Below are 16,363 nucleotides of genomic sequence, written 5' to 3' on the forward strand. Positions count from 1 at the left end.
ATGCCGCTCAGGGACATCGACGACGTCGACAGGCTGAAGAAGATCAACGCCGCTCTGGTCAGCCGCGTCGAGCGCTCGATGGACCAGCAAGGCAATGCCTTCTCGCTGTTCCAGACCGCAATTTCACTGGAAAACCGGGTGCGCATCCGCACCGAGGAACTGCACTCGACCTTGCGCCGGCTGGAACAGTCGAACATCGACCTCAGCGCCGCCAAGGAAAACGCCGAGCTGGCAAACCTGTCCAAGACCAGGTTCCTGGCCGCCGCCAGCCATGACGTGCTGCAGCCGCTGAACGCCGCCCACCTCTCGGTCTCGGCACTGGCCGAAGTGCAGACCAGCGACGAGGGCAAGAAACTCGTCCGTCAGGTCGAGCGCTCGCTGGAGACGATGGAAGACCTGTTGCGCACGCTGCTCGACATTTCCAAGCTCGACGCCGGCGTGGTCCAGCCCGACATTGGCGACGTCAATCTGGAGACGCTGTTTTCCTCGCTGCGGTCGGATTTCCTGCCCGTGGCCGAGATGAAGGGGCTGGCGCTGAAGTTCCGCCCGGTCAGCGCCGTGGTGCGTTCGGACCGCACGCTCTTGCGCCGCATCCTGCAAAACATCCTGTCCAATGCGCTGCGCTATACCCCTTCGGGCGGCGTGCTTGTCGGCACAAGGCATCGCGGCGATACCATCCGCATCGATGTCGCCGACACCGGCTGCGGCATTCCCGACGACCAGCGCGAGGCGGTGTTCGAGGAGTTCCATCGCGGCTCCGCCATTCCAGCCGACACCGGGATCTCCGGCGGCGGGCTGGGCCTGGGCCTTGCCATCGTGCGGCGCATGGCCGCCGCGCTCGGTCATCCCGTGACGTTCTCCTCGAGGGTTGGGCGCGGCACCATCTTCCACATCGACGTGCCGGTCGGCATCGGCGCCAGCGCCGACGCCATCGCCAGCCTTGCCGAGATGGAGCGGCCGCGCGGCTACGGCCTGTTCGGCACCAAGGTGCTGCTGGTCGAAAATGACGCCGACGTGTTGCAGGCGATGACCTTCCTGCTCGAGCGCTGGCAGTGCCTGGTGCGCGCCGCGACCTCGACCGAGGCTGCGATCAGCCTGCTTGGCGACACCGACTGGGTGCCCGACATCGTCATTGCCGACCAGCATCTCGACGACGGCGACCTCGGCACCGCAACAATAGCCGAAGTCCGCGACTATCTCGGCCGCGCCGTGCCAGCGCTGATCGTCACCGCCGACGGATCGGAGGCCGTCGCAAAAGCCGCCCGCGCCGCCGGCATCGAACTGATGCGCAAGCCGCTGAAACCGGCGCAGCTAAGGGCGCTGCTGGCGCATTTGCTGGCTTGAGCCCCATACCCTCCCCTCGATGGGGAGGGTCGGCGCGCAACGCCGGGGCGGGGTGCAGCGCCAAGCTCCCCCACCCCGCTCCGCTTCGCGGATCGACCCTCCCCACAAGGGGGAGGGTAAAGATCAAAACCCGGCCTGATCGCGAAACAGCTCCGCATTGTCCAGCTTCGACACCTCAATCACCGCTTGCGTGCGGCTGTAGACGTTGAGCTTGCGCAGGATCTCCGAGACATGCGCCTTGACCGTGGTCTCGCCGACCTGCAGCTCGTAGGCGATCTGCTTGTTGAGCAGGCCCTGGCGCAGCATCTGCAGCACGCGCAGCTGCTGCGGCGTCAGTTTGGCCAGCCGCTGCACCATATCGGCGCGGTCGGCGCTGTCGGCGTCGGGCGGCTGTCCCTCATATGTCTCCGGCACATAGATCGCGCCCTCCATCACCGAGCGGATTGCGGCCGCAAGATCGCTCTTGCGCGCCGATTTCGGGATGAAGCCGGCAGCGCCATAGGACAACGCCTCGGAGATGATCTTCGGCTCCTCATAGCCCGAGACGACGACCACCGGCAGCCGCGGATGGCGGGTCCTGAGCTGCAGCAGCCCATCGAAGCCATGGACATCAGGCATGTTGAGATCGAGCAGCGCCAGATCGAACGGTTTTATCCCACCCAGGAGATCGAGCGCCTCGGCGATCGAGCGCGCCTCCACGGTGTCGACTTCCGGATAGGCCATCTGCACGGCGCTGTGCAGCGCCTCGCGAAACAGCGGATGGTCGTCGATGATCAGAAACCGGGCGCGATCGTTGATTGCGGTCATGGTGTTCGTTTCAGTTCTCCGTGGGCACGATACTCCCGCTGGTATGGCCAGCTTATTGGCAAATAGTCTATCGCCATCTTAACCCCCGGAGGCGAAGCCGACTTTATCCGACAATCAAGGCGCAGCCGATGCTTTTGCTGGCGCTGACGCCTTGCCCGGCCGTCCAAATCGGTCGAATGTGCCGGCAACAACCCAGGCAGAGACCCCGCATGACAGACTTCGTCCTTCCCTTGCCCGCAACACCATCGGTCGCCATAGAAGGCTCTGCCGAGCGCTTTGCGGTGCGCCGCATCTTCTGCGTCGGCCGCAACTACGCCGCGCACGCCCGCGAACTCGGCAATGACGAGCGCGACCCGCCCTTCTTCTTCACCAAGCCGGCCGATGCGGTGGTCGATAGCGGCACCACGGTCCCCTACCCGCCCTTGACCAAAAACCTGCACCACGAGATCGAGCTGGTCGCTGCGATCGGCAAGGCCGGCTTCCGCATCCCCCGCGCTGAAGCCCTCGAGCATGTCTGGGGCTACGGCGCCGGCATCGACCTCACCCGCCGCGACCTGCAGGACGAAGCCAAGAAAGCAGCGCGGCCCTGGGACTGGTCGAAGGCCTTCGACCGATCGGCACCCTGCGGCCCGCTGGTGCCGGCCGCCAAATCCGGCCATCCGCAAAAGGGCCGCATCTGGCTCGCCGTCGACGGCGCGGTGAAGCAGGAGGGCGACCTCGCCGAACTGATCTGGCCGATCGCCGATATCGTTTCGATCTGCAGCAGTGCGGTTGTACTACAACCGGGCGACCTGATCTTCACCGGCACGCCGGCGGGCGTCGGCGCGGTGGCGCCGGGACAGACGATGACCGGCGGCGTCGACGGCATCGGCACCATCGAGATCACTGTCGGCCAAGATTCGATCGGCCAAAATTCCACCGACAAGCCGTGACCCGATGAGCGACCTCGTCCTCCACAACTACTACCGCTCCTCCACCTCCTACCGCGTGCGCATCGCGCTGGAGATGAAGGGGCTAAGCTACGACTACGTGCCGCATCATCTGCGTCATGGCGACCATCTGGAGCCGGCTTACCGCGCGGTCAATCCGCAAGCGCTGGTACCGGCGCTGATCCTGGGCGACGGCACGCTGTTGACGCAGTCGCTGGCGATCATCGAATATCTCGACGAGACCCATCCCGAACCGCCGCTGTTGCCGAAGGACGCGCTCGGCCGGGCGCGCGTGCGAATGCTGGCGCAGATGATCGCCTGCGACATCCACCCGGTGAACAATCTGCGGGTGCTGACCTCGCTGCGCACTTTGTTCGGCGCCGGCGACCAGGATGTCATCCACTGGTTTCGCCACTGGGTGAACGAAGGGTTCCAGCCGCTTGAAAAGATTCTGGCTTCATCGGATGAGACCGGCACATTTTGCCATGGCGACGCACCGGGCCTCGCCGACATCTGCCTGGTCGCCCAGATCGCCAGCAACGCCCGCTTCGGCGTCGACCTGACACCCTACCCCGAGATCTCGCGCATCCACGCCGCCTGCATGGCGCTGCCGGCCTTTCAGAAGGCAGCACCGGAGAATCAGATAGATGCGGAATAGAAGCGCACTGGCGCAGAGCATGAGGACCACCCGATGAAAGCCGTCGTCTTCGAGAAATTCGGCCAAGCGCCGACGATCCAGACCGTGCCGGATCCGAAGCCGGCCGCCGATGGCGTCGTCATCAAGGTCGAGGCGACGGGGCTGTGCCGCAGCGACTGGCATGGCTGGATGGGCCATGATGACGGCATCACCCTGCCGCATGTTCCCGGTCACGAACTGGCCGGCATCGTCGTAGCCGTCGGCAAGCGGGTGACCCGCTGGAAGGCCGGCGAACGCGTCACCGTGCCGTTCTGCGTCGGCTGCGGCCGCTGTTTCGAATGCACCTCCGGCAACCACCAGGTCTGCGAGCATCAAACGCAGCCAGGCTTCACCGCCTGGGGCTCGTTTGCCGAATATGTCGCCATCGAACATGCCGACACCAACCTCGTGCGGCTGCCCGAGGAGATGGAATTCGCCACCGCCGCCAGCCTCGGCTGCCGCTTCGTCACCTCGTTTCGCGCCATTGTCGACCAGGGCCGGGTGACGCCGGGCGAATGGGTGGCGGTGCATGGCTGCGGCGGCGTCGGCCTGTCGGCGATCATGATCGCCAGTTCCATGGGCGCCAATGTCATCGCCATCGACCTTACCGACGAGAAGCTGGAGTTCGCCAAAAAGATCGGCGCCGTGGCGACCATCAATGCCTCGAACACGCCGAATGTCGTCAAGGCGGTCAAGCAGATCACCAATGGCGGCGCACACATGTCGATGGACGCGCTCGGCCACCCCACGACGTCGTTCAACTCGATTTCCAATCTGCGCCGGCGTGGCCGCCATGTGCAGGTCGGCCTGATGCTGGGCGAGCATGCCCGGCCACAGGTGCCGATGGACAAGGTGATTGCCTTCGAGCTCGAAATCCTCGGCAGCCACGGCATGCAGGCCCATCGCTACCCCGCAATGATGGACATGATCCGCACCGGCAAGCTGAAGCCCGATCTGCTGGTCGGCAGAAAGATCAGCCTCGACGAGGCGCCAGCCGCCCTGATGGCGATGGGCGGGTTCGAGGGGATTGGCATCGGGGTTGTGACGAAATTCTGACAGCGATTCGATAGAAATTGCAGAACAGTCCATGCAACCAAGACGCCAGTAGAATCGCTCGACAAGGTTGCGCTAGTCCGTCAGAATCGACCCCAAGCGATCATCGGATTGAACCTGGCTGGACCAGCCACACACAGGACTATACTGTCGCTATGGCCTATTGGGTAAAGCGTATTGCACTAAAGGATGGCGAAGTAGTCACGGAACGTGAGCTTCGCGCAGACGAAAACCGATTTGCTGGAACGGCTCCGGTGGTTGGTGACTTGATTGAGGTCGAATGTCGCGGCCGCAGGTTTATGGCTGAGGTGGTATGGGGAAATTGGCCCGGCCGCGTTCATCCACACGATACAGTTGTACCGCTTCGGGTTTTCGAGGTTGGCCTTGATCCGGCAACCCCGCTCCGCTTTCCGACTCGTGGCCCAACCTGATCGCGGAGTGACTGCTTCCACCAAGTTCTGTCATTTCACATTAATGAGACCGCGGCCGAATCAGCCAATCCTACCGCGCAAACCTCTTCGCCCCGACCACGCAGGCGACCACACCCAGCGTGACAACCACCATCAGCGGGCTGACCTGCTCGTGCAGAAGCGTCGCCGCCAGCGCCAGTCCGAAGAAGGGCTGCAGCAACTGCAATTGCCCGACGGCGGCGATGCCGCCTTGGGCGAGGCCGCGATACCAGAACACGAAGCCGATCAGCATGCTGAACAGCGAGACATAGGCGAGACCGATCCAGGCGCCGGAGCCGATGCCGGCGAAGGATGGCGGCAGCGTCGCGAACGTCAGCACCAGCATGATCGGCAGCGAGATCGCCAGCGCCCAGCAGATCACCTGCCAACCGCCGAGCCCGCGCGATAGTGCGGCCCCCTCGGCGTAGCCCAGGCCGCAGACGATGATGGCGGCCAGCATCAGGCCGTCGCCGACCGGAGACGCCGTCACGCCTTGCGTCAGGGCAAAACCCGCAACCAGCGCACTGCCGACACAGGAAAACAGCCAGAAGGCAGGGCGCGGACGCTCGCCGCCGCGTAGCACGCCGAAGATCGCGGTGGCCAGCGGCAACAGGCCGACGAAGATGATGGAATGGGCGGAGGTGACGTGCTTCAGCGCCAGCGCGGTCAGCAGGGGAAAGCCGACCACCACGCCAAGCGCCACGATCACCAGCGACAGAAAATCGCTGCGCTCTGGCCGCTTCTGCCGGAACAGCACGAGCATCGCCAGGCCGAGCAGTCCGGCAATTGCCGCGCGGGCCGAGGTCAGGAATGTCGGATCGAAATCCGCCACCGCCACACGCGTCGCCGGCAGCGAGCCGCTGAAGATCAGCACGCCGACGAATCCGTTCACCCAGCCGCTCGTGCTCTTGTCCATTCCAGGCTCCATTGCTTTGGCTCTGTATCGGGCTTGACCCTATGGTGGAGCTAGAGACAATGCGGTACAATTCTATCGAACTGTAATGGCCAATTGAGCAATACAGATGACCAAACTCGTTCTGGAAACCGACACGGCATACGCTCCTGCCGCGGCCACTCTGGTCGAAACTGTCATGGCGACCATCCGCCAGCGGATTGCCGCGCGCAGCCTGACGCCGGGCGCGCGGCTGCCTTCGATCCGCGCCTTCGCCAAGGCCATGCGGGTGTCGAAATCCACCGTCGTCGAAGCTTATGAACGGCTTGCCGCCGAAGGCGCGATTCGCTCCCGGCCGGGTTCGGGTTTTTATGCCGCCGGATCGCTGGCGCCACTGTCGCTGGCCGAGATCGGCCCGCGGCTCGACCGCGCTGTCGATCCGCTTTGGGTTTCGCGCCAGTCACTGGAAGCCGGCGACGAGATGCTGAAACCCGGCTGCGGCTGGATGCCGGCCTCATGGATGCCGCAGGGGGCCTTGCGCCGGGCGCTGCGCACCGTGGCGCGCGCCGACGATGTCGACCTAGCCGATTACGGCACGCCGCTCGGCCTGCCGCCGCTCAGGCAATTGCTCGCGCGGCGCATGGCTGGCCACGGCATCGAGGTCTCGCCCGAACAGATCATGCTGACCGAATCGGGCACGCAGGCCATCGATCTTCTGTGCCGCTTCCTGATCGAACCCGGCGATACCGTGCTGGTCGACGACCCCTGCTATTTCAATTTCCATGCGCTGCTGCGCGCCCACCGCGCCAAGGTCGTCAGCGTGCCCTACACGCCATCCGGGCCTGATATCGAGCTGTTCGCCCAGGCACTGGCCGAGCACAGACCGCGCCTCTACATCACCAATTCCGTCATCCACAACCCGACCGGCGCGATCCTGTCGCCGGTCACCGCGCACCGGCTGCTGAAACTCGCCGACCAGTCGGACCTGACCATCATCGAGGACGATATCTTCGCCGATTTCGAGCACAGCCCCGCGCCCCGGCTGGCGGCGTTCGACGGCCTCAACCGCGTCGTCCATATCGGCAGCTTCTCCAAGACGCTATCGGCATCGGTTCGCTGCGGCTTCATCGCGGCACCGCGCGACTGGATCGAGCAACTCACCGACCTCAAGATTGCCACCACCTTCGGCGGCGGCCGGCTGGCGGCCGAACTGGTGCTGACGCTGCTTAGGGACGGCAGCTACCGCAAGCACATGGAATTGCTGCGCGCGCGGCTTTCCCGCGCCATGGGCGAGACGGGCGCGCGCCTGAAGGCGATCGGCATCACGCCCTGGATCGACCAACCGGCCGGCTTGTTCCTGTGGTGCAGCCTGCCGGATGGCGTGGACGCGGCTGAAATGGCACGCCGCGCGCTGGCCGACAACATCGTGCTGGCGCCCGGCAATGCATTCAGCCTGTCGGGAACCGCCAGCCGGTTCCTGCGCTTCAACGTTGCCCAATGCCAAGACGAGCGGATTTTCAGGGTGCTCAAGGCGGCAATGGCGCGCTGAGCGCTCAGCGGGAGGCCGCGCAGACCTCCCGAATGCAATCTCGCAGCCAGCGTTGCGCCGGATCGGCATCGAGCCGTGGATGCCAGAGCATCGAGATGGTGACCTCCACCGTGGCAACCGGCAGCAGAAAGCTGACCATGCCGGCGCGTGCGCCTTGCGTGTGCCGTTCGGGCACGCTGGCGATAAGGTCCGAAGCGCGCGCCATGGAGAGTGCAGCCGAAAAGCCGGAGATCATGCACGCCACGGTTCGCTGCAGGCCGAGCACCGCCAAAGTCTGATCGATCGGCCCTCTTTCCCGACCCCGCCGTGAAACGCTGATGTGGCGGCCGGCCGCGTAGCGTTCAGGCGTTACCGCGCCTTCACTCAAAGGGTGGCCGGCTCGCACAGCACCGACGAAGCGGTCGCGAAACAGCGCCTGTATCAGCACTTCAGGTCCGGCCTCGCCGGCAACGCCGATTTCGAGGTCGATGTCCGCGTCGCGCAACGAGGCGACATCCTTGTCGGCTTTCGGCGCAAAGCGCAGCCGCACGCCCGGCGCCTCGGCCTGGATGCGGGCGACAAGACGCGGCCCGAATTCCTCGACGAACCCTTCATTGGTGCGCAGCGTGAAGATCTGTTCCAGCTTTGCCAGATCGAGCAGCCTGGCGGGACGCAATAGCGTTTCCGCATCGTGGACGACACGGCCGGCCTGCTGCCGCAATGCCTCCGCGCGCGGCGTCGGGACCAGGCCGCGGCCGGCGCGGACCAGCAGCGGATCACCGGTCGCTTCCCGCAGCCGCGCCAGCGTGCGGCTCATCGCCGAAGGGCTGAGCCGCAGCCGGGTTGCCGCGCGCGCCACGCTGCCTTCGGCGAGCAAAACGTCGAGCGCGAACAGCAGATTGAGATCGGGCGATGCCATCGGCGGATTGTAGCACATGCCATGGCGTTTGGCGCACGAATAAGATGCAAATGCTGCGCCTTCCGCCATTCCACCCTGACGACTAGATCTCCGACAGGTCCGGTTGCGGGACTGACAAGGAGGAAATCGCCATGGCAACTGCCGAGCAGAACGAGTGCGCATCGGCGCCGCAGAACACCCGGTCCGCAGGCCTGGCCCACTCTCCTGTCTTGGCATTGGCCAGCCTGTCGCTCGCCACGCTGCTGTCCTCGCTTGGAACCAGCATTGCCAGCGTCGGACTGCCTTCCCTAATGCAGGCGTTCGGTGCGTCCTTCCAGTCCGTGCAATGGGTGGTTCTCGCCTATCTGCTCGCCATCACCGCCCTGATCGTCAGCGCCGGGCGCCTGGCTGACATGGTCGGCCGCCGGCCGTTGCTGCTCGGCGGCATCGCGCTGTTCACACTGGCCTCGGTGCTCTGCGGCCTGGCGCCAACGCTCTGGCTGCTGATCGCGGCGCGCGCAGTGCAAGGGCTGGGTGCCGCGCTGATGATGGCGCTGACGCTGGCCTTTGTCGCGGAGACCGTGACCAAGGAGAGAACCGGCAGCGCTATGGGCCTGCTCGGCGCCATGTCGGCAATCGGCACGACGCTCGGCCCCTCGCTTGGCGGCCTGCTGATCGCCGGCTTCGGCTGGCGGGCGATCTTCCTCGTCAATGTGCCGCTCGGCCTCCTGACCTTTGCCCTCGCCTCGCTGGCCCTGCCTGCCCGCGACAAGACTGCGGAAGCAGCTCAAAACAGCTTCGATGCGATCGGGACGGTCTTGCTGGCCCTGACGCTGGCCGCCTATGCATTGGCCATGACGCTCGGCCGCGGCCATTTCGGCGCCCTCAACATCGGCCTGCTGGTTGCCGCCGGCATCGGCGTCGTTCTGTTCGGCGTCGCGCAGAAGAGGGCGAAGAATCCCTTGATCCGGCTTGCCCGGTTGTACGACATCCGGCTCAGTGCCAGCCTCGCCTCGAACCTCGTTGTCGCCACAGTGATGATGGCGACCCTGGTGGTCGCTCCATTCTATCTGTCGCGAGCGCTGGGGCTCAATGCTGCGATGGTCGGCGTGGTCCTGTCGACAGGTCCGCTGGTCTCCGCGCTCTCGGCGCTCGTCGCCGGCCGCCTCACCGATCGCTTCGGCGCGCACAGGATGATGGTCGTCGGACTGTTCAGTCTTGCCGTCGGAACCTCATTGTTGTCGCTCGCCGCAACAAAACTCGGCATTGCCAGCTATATCGTGCCGATCGCCGTCACCTGCTTCGGGTACGCCCTGTTCCAGACATCCAACAATGCCGCCGTCATGAGCGGTGTCGCTGCCGGCGAGCGCGGCGTGGTGTCCGGCCTGCTCAATCTGTCGCGCAATCTCGGCCTGATCACCGGCGCATCGCTTATGGGCGCCATTTTTGCGGCTGCCTCGACGGGAGAACGGCAAAGCCAGGACATGCTGACCTCAGCGGCAGCCGCGCACGGCATGCAGGTTACCTTTCAGACGGCAACGGTCCTGGCGGTGGCTGCGCTGTTGCTGGCACTGCTCTCGACCCGCGCCGGCGGCAGGCTGTCGGTGCGGCAACAACCATCATGACCGAAGATAGGGAGCTTACGCTCCCGCCCGCTTGCGCCGCTCATAAAGCATGACCAGCGTTTCGGCGGTCAGCGCCGGCCTCTGTTCGCCCTCGATCTCGACCGTATTGGCGGCCTTCATCAGATACTGGCCCGGCCCCTTGTCCTCCACCGACAACAGCGTCGTGCGCAGCCGGATGCGTGCGCCGACCCTGACAGGCGCCAAGAACCGCACCTTGTCGAAGCCGTAATTGAAGGCGGCTTGCGTGTTTTCGGGTACGATGCCCATACCCAGCGCCAGCGCGCCGATGATCGACAGCGTCAGATAGCCATGCGCGATCGTGGTGCGAAATGGGCTCTGCCGCTTCGCCCGCTCCGGATCGACGTGGATCCACTGATGGTCGCCTGTGCATTCGGCAAACTGGTTGATGCGGTTCTGGTCGACGGTCGTCCATTCCGACACGCCGAGCTCCTGCCCGGCCATCGCCCTTAACTGCTCGAAGGTCGGCGGCGTTTTCGGCCGTAGTTCCGTCATTCCTGCTTTCCCGGTGGCTCCCAGTGCCTCGGACCACGAACGGACGGCTCCTGTCAATTCGCCCGTTGCGATTCCGTTCCGTCATTTTCCGCCAAACAGCGTCCCTCGTCCATGCTCATGCGCCGCAACCGGCCCACTCCTCTCATGGTTGCGTTGAGAGTCACTTCTTGTCATAGCCCGAGCGGATTTCCTCCATCGCTTCCTTGATGCGGCTGCGCAGGATTTCGATCGATTCGGTGCCGGATTTCTTGACCAGCTCGGCCACTTCGCCGGCATTTTTCAGGGCGGCTTCGAAGGATTTCCTGGCGAACTCCGCCTGTTTTGTCATCAGTTCCTGGGGATTGCCCGGCGCCTTGTAGCTCTGCGCCATGTCGCTGACTTCACGCAGCGTGTCCTGCAGCATCTCGCGCTGTCTGGACAACAATGAGGTCGCGCCGGCAGCTCCCGCCCGCGCCGATCTTTCCAGGGCCTCGAGGTTCTTGCGATGATGCGCGAGGATCGCCTCGACATTCGGCACCTTCAGGTCACGGCCGAACCGGCTGAACATGTCAAGGAACGAATCGGAGTCGGGTTGTTTGGCCATTGCTCGTGCTCCCCAGTGTCGCAAATGCTGAACCCTGTTCTGGACAATAGCACTCGCGCGCCGTGTGTCCATTCGGACGCCCAAGCAATTCAGCGGCAAATGCAGCATCAGCCAGCGAGAAACAGCCTCTCCGCCGTGTAGAGCACGAGACCGGCCAGGCCGCCAATAATCATGCCATTGAAGCGGATATATTGCAGGTCCCTGCCGATGTTCATCTCGATCAGCCTCGTCAGCTGGGCAAGGTCCCAGCGCTTGACCTGATCGGCGATGAACGTCGACACACCGCTCTTCTGGCTCTCGACGAATGACGACAGCGCCACGACAAAGCCCTGGTTCATGTCGGCCCTGATCTGCGGATCGCCTGAGAGATGGCGGCCGACCTCGACGAACATGTTGGCGAGATGCGCGCGAACAATCGAATTCTCCGCCTTGGCGTCCTGTTCGATGAACAGGCTGAGGCTCTGCCACATGTCGCCGGCGAGCGACTTCACTTCCGGCCGCGCCAGGAAATCGCGTTTCAGCTTCTCGGCCCGTTTGGCGTATTGCTTCGAGGTTCTGAGCCGCTCGATGAAGCTGTGCGCGAAACGGTCGAATTCGGCGCGCATCGGATGGTCGGGGTCGGCGCGCACCTCGTCAAGCAGCGAACCGGCGGAAGCGACTATCTTCTTCAGCAGATAGGCGTCGGCTCTGAACAGGTTGAACAGCGACGGCAATTCCTCGCGGATTTTCTCGCGCATGGTCGCCAGCGCCTCTTCATCGTTCAGGAACCGGCCTATCACCCTGGTGAATTCGTCGAAGAGTTTCTGGTGGCGGCGGTCGTCGGTCAGTGCCGACAGCAATTCGGCCGCGAGCGGCGCCAGTGGCACCTTGTCGATCTGCTCCAGCATGCGGCTGGTGACGAAGCCGCGCAGGCCGGATTGCTCGATCGCCGCAAGCGTCTGCGGGACCAGCCGTACGACGAAGCGCGACAGGCCGGCAGAGCGTTCGGCGTCAGTCAGCCAGTCGGCGACCAGTGCTGCAAAATCGACCTCGGCCAGCTTTTCCCGCACCGGCTCCGGCGCCAGAAAATTGACCTCGATGAAGCGGCCCAGATTATCGGCGATGCGGTTCTGGTTCGCTGGGATGATGGCGGTGTGCGGGATCGGCAGGCCCAGCGGCCGCTTGAACAGCGCCACCACCGCGTACCAGTCGGCCAGGCCGCCAATGGTCGCCGCCTCGGCGAAGGCCGCCACGAAGCCCAGCCACGGATACTTAGCCTCGAACGATTTGGCCACGGCAAAAACCACGACGCAAAGCACCAGCGCAGCCGTGGCGAGGAACTTTGTCCGCCGCAACGCGAAAAGCTTGGCGCCCGTCTCGGCATCAAAACCGCCAGGCGCCAGGGACGAAGCCGATTGGGACATGATACGCCGCTCCTCATCGATCTCTTGGCTATCTGGCATGGGCTATTTAGGGGGTGTTTGGGCCCGTAGCATGATCGGATGGGCCGATTTCGCCCGGGAATTGCCGGTTTCGCACGCAAAGTTGACAAGAATGTTCATCTATCATGCAATCCCAGTCTGGAATTGTTCCAAGGTATAGGCCATATTCCGATCAGGCCAGTGTGGGCGAATCCGAAACTCCGGGTGAGAAAGCCGCACCAGCACAATCTAAAATCTGGTGCAGTTCCAACGCGCCAGCACTCGGGTGAGGAATGAAATGCGGCTGACGCGCCAGACCAACTACGCCATGCGCATCCTGATGTATTGCGCCGCCAACAACGATCGCCTGAGCCGCATCCCCGAGATTGCGGCCGCCTATTCGGTGTCGGAGCTTTTCCTGTTCAAGATCCTGCAGCCGCTGGTCGAGCATGGCCTGGTCGAGACAGTACGCGGCAGGAATGGCGGCGTGAGGATCGGCCGCCCCGCCGAGCAGATCAGCCTGTTCGACGTCGTACGGGTGACCGAAGAGAGCTTTGCCATGGCCGAATGCTTCGAGAACGATGCCGCCGAATGCCCGCTGGTCGACAGCTGCCAGCTGAATTCGGCGCTGCGCGAGGCGCTCAACGCCTTCTTTGCCGTACTCTCCCGCTACACCATCGCCGATATGGTGGCGGCGCGCCCGAATGTGCGTCATTTGCTCGGCATCGACATGCTGGTGCAGCGAGCTCCGGCCGCCTGAGTTTTCTAGTGCATGTCGCTCAAAAGTGGCCCCGGTTTTGAGACAACGACATGCATAAAGACAAAGACCTAAAGCGCGTCGCCTGAGTCCGTTCAAACGCGACGCGCTTTAGGCGGCTGACTGCGGCAAGACAAACGGCATGTTCGCCGCCGGCAACACACCGACCCTTAGCCGACAATCGAACACCTTTTCGATCAGATCGTCGCTCAGCACCTCCTGCGGTGAACCGTCGGCGGCGAGCCGGCCGCGATGCATCACGAAAATCCGGTCGGCATACATGGCCGTCAGATTGAGGTCGTGCAGGATGGCGATCACACCGCCGCCGCGCCGGGCGAAATCGCGGGCGATGTTCATGATGATCAGCTGGTGCTTGATATCGAGGCTGGAGACCGGCTCGTCGAGATAGAGATAGCGCGGCTTGCCGTCCAGCACCGGCGCCCAGACCTGGCACAGCACGCGCGCCAGTTGCACGCGCTGTTGCTCGCCGCCCGAGAGCTCCTGATAGAAACGGCCGGCAAAGCCGTCGAGGTCGACCCGCACCAGCGCCCGCTCGGGCAGACGATCATCTTCGCCCGGCAGAACGCCGGAACGGCCGCCGATAAGGCCGAGCCTGACCACTTCGTGCACGGTGAAGGGAAAGGACAGCGTCGCGGTCTGCGGCAGCACGGCACGCACGGTCGCGGCCTCCACCGGCTTCATCTCGGAGAGGTCGCGCCCGTTGACGGCCACTGTCCCCACAAACGCCAGATCGCCCGACAACGCCTTCAAAAACGTCGTCTTGCCCGAGCCGTTGGGTCCGACGATTGCCGCAATTTCGCCCGGCCGCGCGACGAAATCGACATTGGCAACAATGCGCTTGCCGCCGATCGCTACCGAGACATCGCGTGCTTCGATCATGCCGGCCTCATAGGTTTCAAATCTCACAAGTCGATTACCCCGCGCTTGCGCAGCAGGATCCAGAGGAAGAACGGTGCGCCGGCGATCGCCGTGACGATGCCGATCGGCAGTTCGGCCGGCGCCACGATGACGCGGGCGACGGCATCGGCAATCAGCAGCATCGAGGCGCCGAGCAGCGCCGAAGCCGGCAAGAGATAGCGATTGTCCGGACCGATCAGCAGCCGCAGCAGATGCGGCACGACGATGCCGACAAAACCGATGCCTCCGCTGACTGCGACAGAGGCGCCGACCGCTGCCGAGACGCCGACGATCGCGGTGTATTTCAGCCGCTGTACCGGGATGCCGAGATGTCCGGCCGTCGCCTCGCCGAGCGCCAGGGCGTTGAGGCCTTTGGCCAGGAACGGCATTGCCGCAAGCGCCAGGATGATGATCGGACCGACGGAAGCGATCTTCGGCCAGGTCGCGCCGCCCAGCGAGCCCAGTTGCCAGAAGGTCAGATCGCGCAACTGCCGGTCGTCGGCCATGAAAATCAGGATACCGGTCAGCGCCATGGCAAGGGCTGCGAGCGCAATGCCGGCAAGCAGCATGGTGGCGACCGATGTGCGCCCCTGCCGCGTGGCGACGCGGTAGAGCACCAGCGTGACCGCAAGGCCGCCGCAGAAAGCGGCGAGCGGCAAGGCCAGCCCGCCGAGCGCCAGAGTGAGCGGCGCCAGCCACGTCGTGCCGAGCACGATGACGGCGACCGCGCCGAGGCTCGACCCGGCGGAAACGCCGATCAGGCCGGGATCGGCGAGCGGGTTGCGAAACAGGCCTTGCATGACCGCACCCGATACGGCCAGTGCCGCCCCGATGAGCACACCGAGCAGTACGCGCGGCATGCGGATATCGTAGACGATCAACCGGTCGCGGGCACCAAGCGCGGCGTCGTCCGGCATGGCGCCGGTCAGCCAGTCACGAATGACACCAACGGCCGATGCATCGGAAGCGCCCGACCTCAGCGACAGGAACATCGAAAGGGCAAGCGCCACACACAGGAGCACAATAACCATGCGAGCGCGCCCGGAACGATCGCCCTCGGCCACCTTGCCCGCCGCGCCGGCGATCGACTGATCCACCATCGGCTCAGTCCGTGACCTGGCTGCCATAGAGCGAGGCGGCCAGATCGTGGATGGCATCGGCCGTGCGCGGCCCGAAGCCGAGGAGATAGCTGCCATCCATCAGGGTCAGTTTGCGGCCTTCACCGGCCGGCGTCGAGGTGATCGACGGGATGGCAAACAGCTCGGCCTCCGCAATCGGCGGTCCGGCATTTTTCATCGCCAGGATCACGTCCGGCCTGGCGGTTACGATGGCCTCGTCGGACATCTGCTTGTAGCCGGAAAAACCTTCGACGGCGTTGACCGCACCGGCGAGCTTGATGATGCCGTCACCGGCGGTGTCGGTGCCGGCGGCCAGGATCTTGCCGCCCTGGATCGACAGCACGAACAGGATGCGCTTGCGCTGCTTGATCGACGCCGTCTGCTTCTCGGCCGCCTTCAGCTTGGCGTCGGTCTCAGCCACCAGCGTCTCGGCCTTGGCGTCGACGCCAAGCGCCTTGCCGACGATGCGGATCTTTTCCAGGATGCCGTCATGGCTGTAATGCTCGGGCACGTCGATGAACGGAACGCTCGACTTTTTCAGCACATCGACCGCTTCCTTCGGCCCACTGCCATGCAGCGCCAGAATGCCCGAAGGATTGACCGACAACACGCCTTCCGGCGACAGCTGGCGCATATAGCCGACGTCGGGCAGCGCGACCGCGGCGGCGGGGTAGCGGCTGGTCGAATCACGGGCGACGAGATGACCTTCCTCGCCAAGCGCGTAGACGATCTCGGTGATCGAAACCGCCGATCGCCACGATCCGCGACGTGTCGGCAAACACGGCCACGTTCTCGCTGGCCGGCACTGGGGCGGCAATAAACAGCGACAGGCCCATGGCCGCGGCAAGCGTCCTGAACAGTGAAATCATCGTC

The 16,363-nt window shown here is 64.4% G+C and carries 15 protein-coding genes and 1 pseudogene; 7 read left to right on the plus strand and 9 right to left on the minus strand.

Features of this window, described 5'->3' with window-relative positions:
• Entirely contained in the window at positions 1 to 1,344 is a 1,344-nt protein-coding gene (locus AC3EML_RS23135) for a hybrid sensor histidine kinase/response regulator (RefSeq protein ID WP_352520503.1), read from the plus strand.
• Positions 1,345 to 1,467: 123 nt separating this feature from the next.
• Here the strand turns inward: AC3EML_RS23135 and AC3EML_RS23140 are convergent, their stop codons facing one another.
• Positions 1,468 to 2,151, minus strand: a complete 684-nt coding sequence (locus tag AC3EML_RS23140; protein ID WP_023672627.1) for a response regulator — start codon at positions 2,149 to 2,151, stop codon at positions 1,468 to 1,470.
• 209 nt (positions 2,152 to 2,360) lie between these two features.
• Between AC3EML_RS23140 and AC3EML_RS23145 the strand changes: the two genes are divergently transcribed.
• From AC3EML_RS23145 to AC3EML_RS23155, 3 genes are read left to right on the plus strand one after another with little or no spacing between them, the layout of a single operon-like run.
• Entirely contained in the window at positions 2,361 to 3,083 is a 723-nt protein-coding gene (locus AC3EML_RS23145) for a fumarylacetoacetate hydrolase family protein (RefSeq protein ID WP_352520504.1), read from the plus strand.
• 4 nt (positions 3,084 to 3,087) lie between these two features.
• Positions 3,088 to 3,738 (plus strand): maleylacetoacetate isomerase, encoded by a 651-nt coding sequence (gene maiA / locus AC3EML_RS23150; protein WP_352499600.1) that lies wholly within the window; start codon positions 3,088 to 3,090, stop codon positions 3,736 to 3,738.
• Between the two features lie 33 nt (positions 3,739 to 3,771).
• Complete coding sequence (locus tag AC3EML_RS23155; RefSeq protein ID WP_352520505.1) at positions 3,772 to 4,812, plus strand: zinc-dependent alcohol dehydrogenase family protein; 1,041 nt, start codon at positions 3,772 to 3,774, stop codon at positions 4,810 to 4,812.
• Between the two features lie 498 nt (positions 4,813 to 5,310).
• Here the strand turns inward: AC3EML_RS23155 and AC3EML_RS23160 are convergent, their stop codons facing one another.
• A complete protein-coding gene (locus AC3EML_RS23160) occupies positions 5,311 to 6,174 on the minus strand; it encodes a DMT family transporter (protein ID WP_023725648.1) in 864 nt (287 codons plus the stop codon).
• A gap of 106 nt (positions 6,175 to 6,280) precedes the next feature.
• Between AC3EML_RS23160 and AC3EML_RS23165 the strand changes: the two genes are divergently transcribed.
• Positions 6,281 to 7,699, plus strand: coding sequence for an aminotransferase-like domain-containing protein (locus tag AC3EML_RS23165; RefSeq protein ID WP_352520506.1), 1,419 nt, complete (start codon positions 6,281 to 6,283; stop codon positions 7,697 to 7,699).
• A 4-nt stretch (positions 7,700 to 7,703) separates the two neighbouring features.
• On the opposite strand, the gene AC3EML_RS23170 is transcribed toward AC3EML_RS23165, so the two are convergent.
• Positions 7,704 to 8,597: a LysR family transcriptional regulator gene (locus tag AC3EML_RS23170; RefSeq protein WP_352520507.1), complete on the minus strand. Its 894-nt coding sequence runs from the start codon at positions 8,595 to 8,597 to the stop codon at positions 7,704 to 7,706.
• Positions 8,598 to 8,728: 131 nt separating this feature from the next.
• Here AC3EML_RS23170 and AC3EML_RS23175 point away from each other — a divergent pair, with 131 nt between their 5' ends.
• Positions 8,729 to 10,201 carry an MFS transporter gene (locus AC3EML_RS23175; RefSeq protein WP_352520508.1) on the plus strand — a complete coding sequence of 491 codons (1,473 nt, stop codon included), beginning with the start codon at positions 8,729 to 8,731 and terminating at the stop codon, positions 10,199 to 10,201.
• Between the two features lie 15 nt (positions 10,202 to 10,216).
• On the opposite strand, the gene AC3EML_RS23180 is transcribed toward AC3EML_RS23175, so the two are convergent.
• The 3 genes from AC3EML_RS23180 to AC3EML_RS23190 all read right to left on the minus strand — a co-directional run bounded on the left by AC3EML_RS23180 (position 10,217) and on the right by AC3EML_RS23190 (position 12,700).
• Positions 10,217 to 10,714, minus strand: coding sequence for a MaoC family dehydratase (locus AC3EML_RS23180; protein WP_023681725.1), 498 nt, complete (start codon positions 10,712 to 10,714; stop codon positions 10,217 to 10,219).
• A 160-nt stretch (positions 10,715 to 10,874) separates the two neighbouring features.
• The gene (locus AC3EML_RS23185; protein ID WP_023672638.1) at positions 10,875 to 11,297 is read right to left on the minus strand and encodes a phasin family protein; all 423 of its coding nucleotides are present in this window, start codon (positions 11,295 to 11,297) and stop codon (positions 10,875 to 10,877) included.
• A 107-nt stretch (positions 11,298 to 11,404) separates the two neighbouring features.
• The gene (locus AC3EML_RS23190) at positions 11,405 to 12,700 is read right to left on the minus strand and encodes a DUF445 domain-containing protein (protein WP_023714385.1); all 1,296 of its coding nucleotides are present in this window, start codon (positions 12,698 to 12,700) and stop codon (positions 11,405 to 11,407) included.
• A gap of 295 nt (positions 12,701 to 12,995) precedes the next feature.
• Here AC3EML_RS23190 and rirA point away from each other — a divergent pair, with 295 nt between their 5' ends.
• Complete coding sequence (gene rirA / locus AC3EML_RS23195) at positions 12,996 to 13,457, plus strand: iron-responsive transcriptional regulator RirA (RefSeq protein ID WP_023672640.1); 462 nt, start codon at positions 12,996 to 12,998, stop codon at positions 13,455 to 13,457.
• A 108-nt stretch (positions 13,458 to 13,565) separates the two neighbouring features.
• On the opposite strand, the gene AC3EML_RS23200 is transcribed toward rirA, so the two are convergent.
• The 3 genes and pseudogenes from AC3EML_RS23200 to AC3EML_RS23210 all read right to left on the minus strand — a co-directional run bounded on the left by AC3EML_RS23200 (position 13,566) and on the right by AC3EML_RS23210 (position 16,359).
• The gene (locus tag AC3EML_RS23200) at positions 13,566 to 14,354 is read right to left on the minus strand and encodes a heme ABC transporter ATP-binding protein (RefSeq protein WP_352520509.1); all 789 of its coding nucleotides are present in this window, start codon (positions 14,352 to 14,354) and stop codon (positions 13,566 to 13,568) included.
• A 23-nt stretch (positions 14,355 to 14,377) separates the two neighbouring features.
• Positions 14,378 to 15,472, minus strand: coding sequence for a FecCD family ABC transporter permease (locus AC3EML_RS23205; RefSeq protein ID WP_352520510.1), 1,095 nt, complete (start codon positions 15,470 to 15,472; stop codon positions 14,378 to 14,380).
• A gap of 4 nt (positions 15,473 to 15,476) precedes the next feature.
• A pseudogene (locus tag AC3EML_RS23210) lies at positions 15,477 to 16,359 on the minus strand (heme/hemin ABC transporter substrate-binding protein).
• Positions 16,360 to 16,363 lie beyond the last annotated feature (4 nt).

The sequence above is a fragment of the Mesorhizobium sp. P170090 genome (genome assembly GCF_057786115.1).

Coding starts and splice junctions, on each gene's coding strand:
- AC3EML_RS23135 (WP_352520503.1), top strand. CDS start 1: ATGCCGCTCAGGGACATCGACGACGTCGACAGGCTGAAGAAGATCAAC.
- AC3EML_RS23140 (WP_023672627.1), bottom strand. CDS start 2,151: ATGACCGCAATCAACGATCGCGCCCGGTTTCTGATCATCGACGACCAT.
- AC3EML_RS23145 (WP_352520504.1), top strand. CDS start 2,361: ATGACAGACTTCGTCCTTCCCTTGCCCGCAACACCATCGGTCGCCATA.
- maiA (WP_352499600.1), top strand. CDS start 3,088: ATGAGCGACCTCGTCCTCCACAACTACTACCGCTCCTCCACCTCCTAC.
- AC3EML_RS23155 (WP_352520505.1), top strand. CDS start 3,772: ATGAAAGCCGTCGTCTTCGAGAAATTCGGCCAAGCGCCGACGATCCAG.
- AC3EML_RS23160 (WP_023725648.1), bottom strand. CDS start 6,174: ATGGACAAGAGCACGAGCGGCTGGGTGAACGGATTCGTCGGCGTGCTG.
- AC3EML_RS23165 (WP_352520506.1), top strand. CDS start 6,281: ATGACCAAACTCGTTCTGGAAACCGACACGGCATACGCTCCTGCCGCG.
- AC3EML_RS23170 (WP_352520507.1), bottom strand. CDS start 8,597: ATGGCATCGCCCGATCTCAATCTGCTGTTCGCGCTCGACGTTTTGCTC.
- AC3EML_RS23175 (WP_352520508.1), top strand. CDS start 8,729: ATGGCAACTGCCGAGCAGAACGAGTGCGCATCGGCGCCGCAGAACACC.
- AC3EML_RS23180 (WP_023681725.1), bottom strand. CDS start 10,714: ATGACGGAACTACGGCCGAAAACGCCGCCGACCTTCGAGCAGTTAAGG.
- AC3EML_RS23185 (WP_023672638.1), bottom strand. CDS start 11,297: ATGGCCAAACAACCCGACTCCGATTCGTTCCTTGACATGTTCAGCCGG.
- AC3EML_RS23190 (WP_023714385.1), bottom strand. CDS start 12,700: ATGTCCCAATCGGCTTCGTCCCTGGCGCCTGGCGGTTTTGATGCCGAG.
- rirA (WP_023672640.1), top strand. CDS start 12,996: ATGCGGCTGACGCGCCAGACCAACTACGCCATGCGCATCCTGATGTAT.
- AC3EML_RS23200 (WP_352520509.1), bottom strand. CDS start 14,354: ATGATCGAAGCACGCGATGTCTCGGTAGCGATCGGCGGCAAGCGCATT.
- AC3EML_RS23205 (WP_352520510.1), bottom strand. CDS start 15,472: ATGGTGGATCAGTCGATCGCCGGCGCGGCGGGCAAGGTGGCCGAGGGC.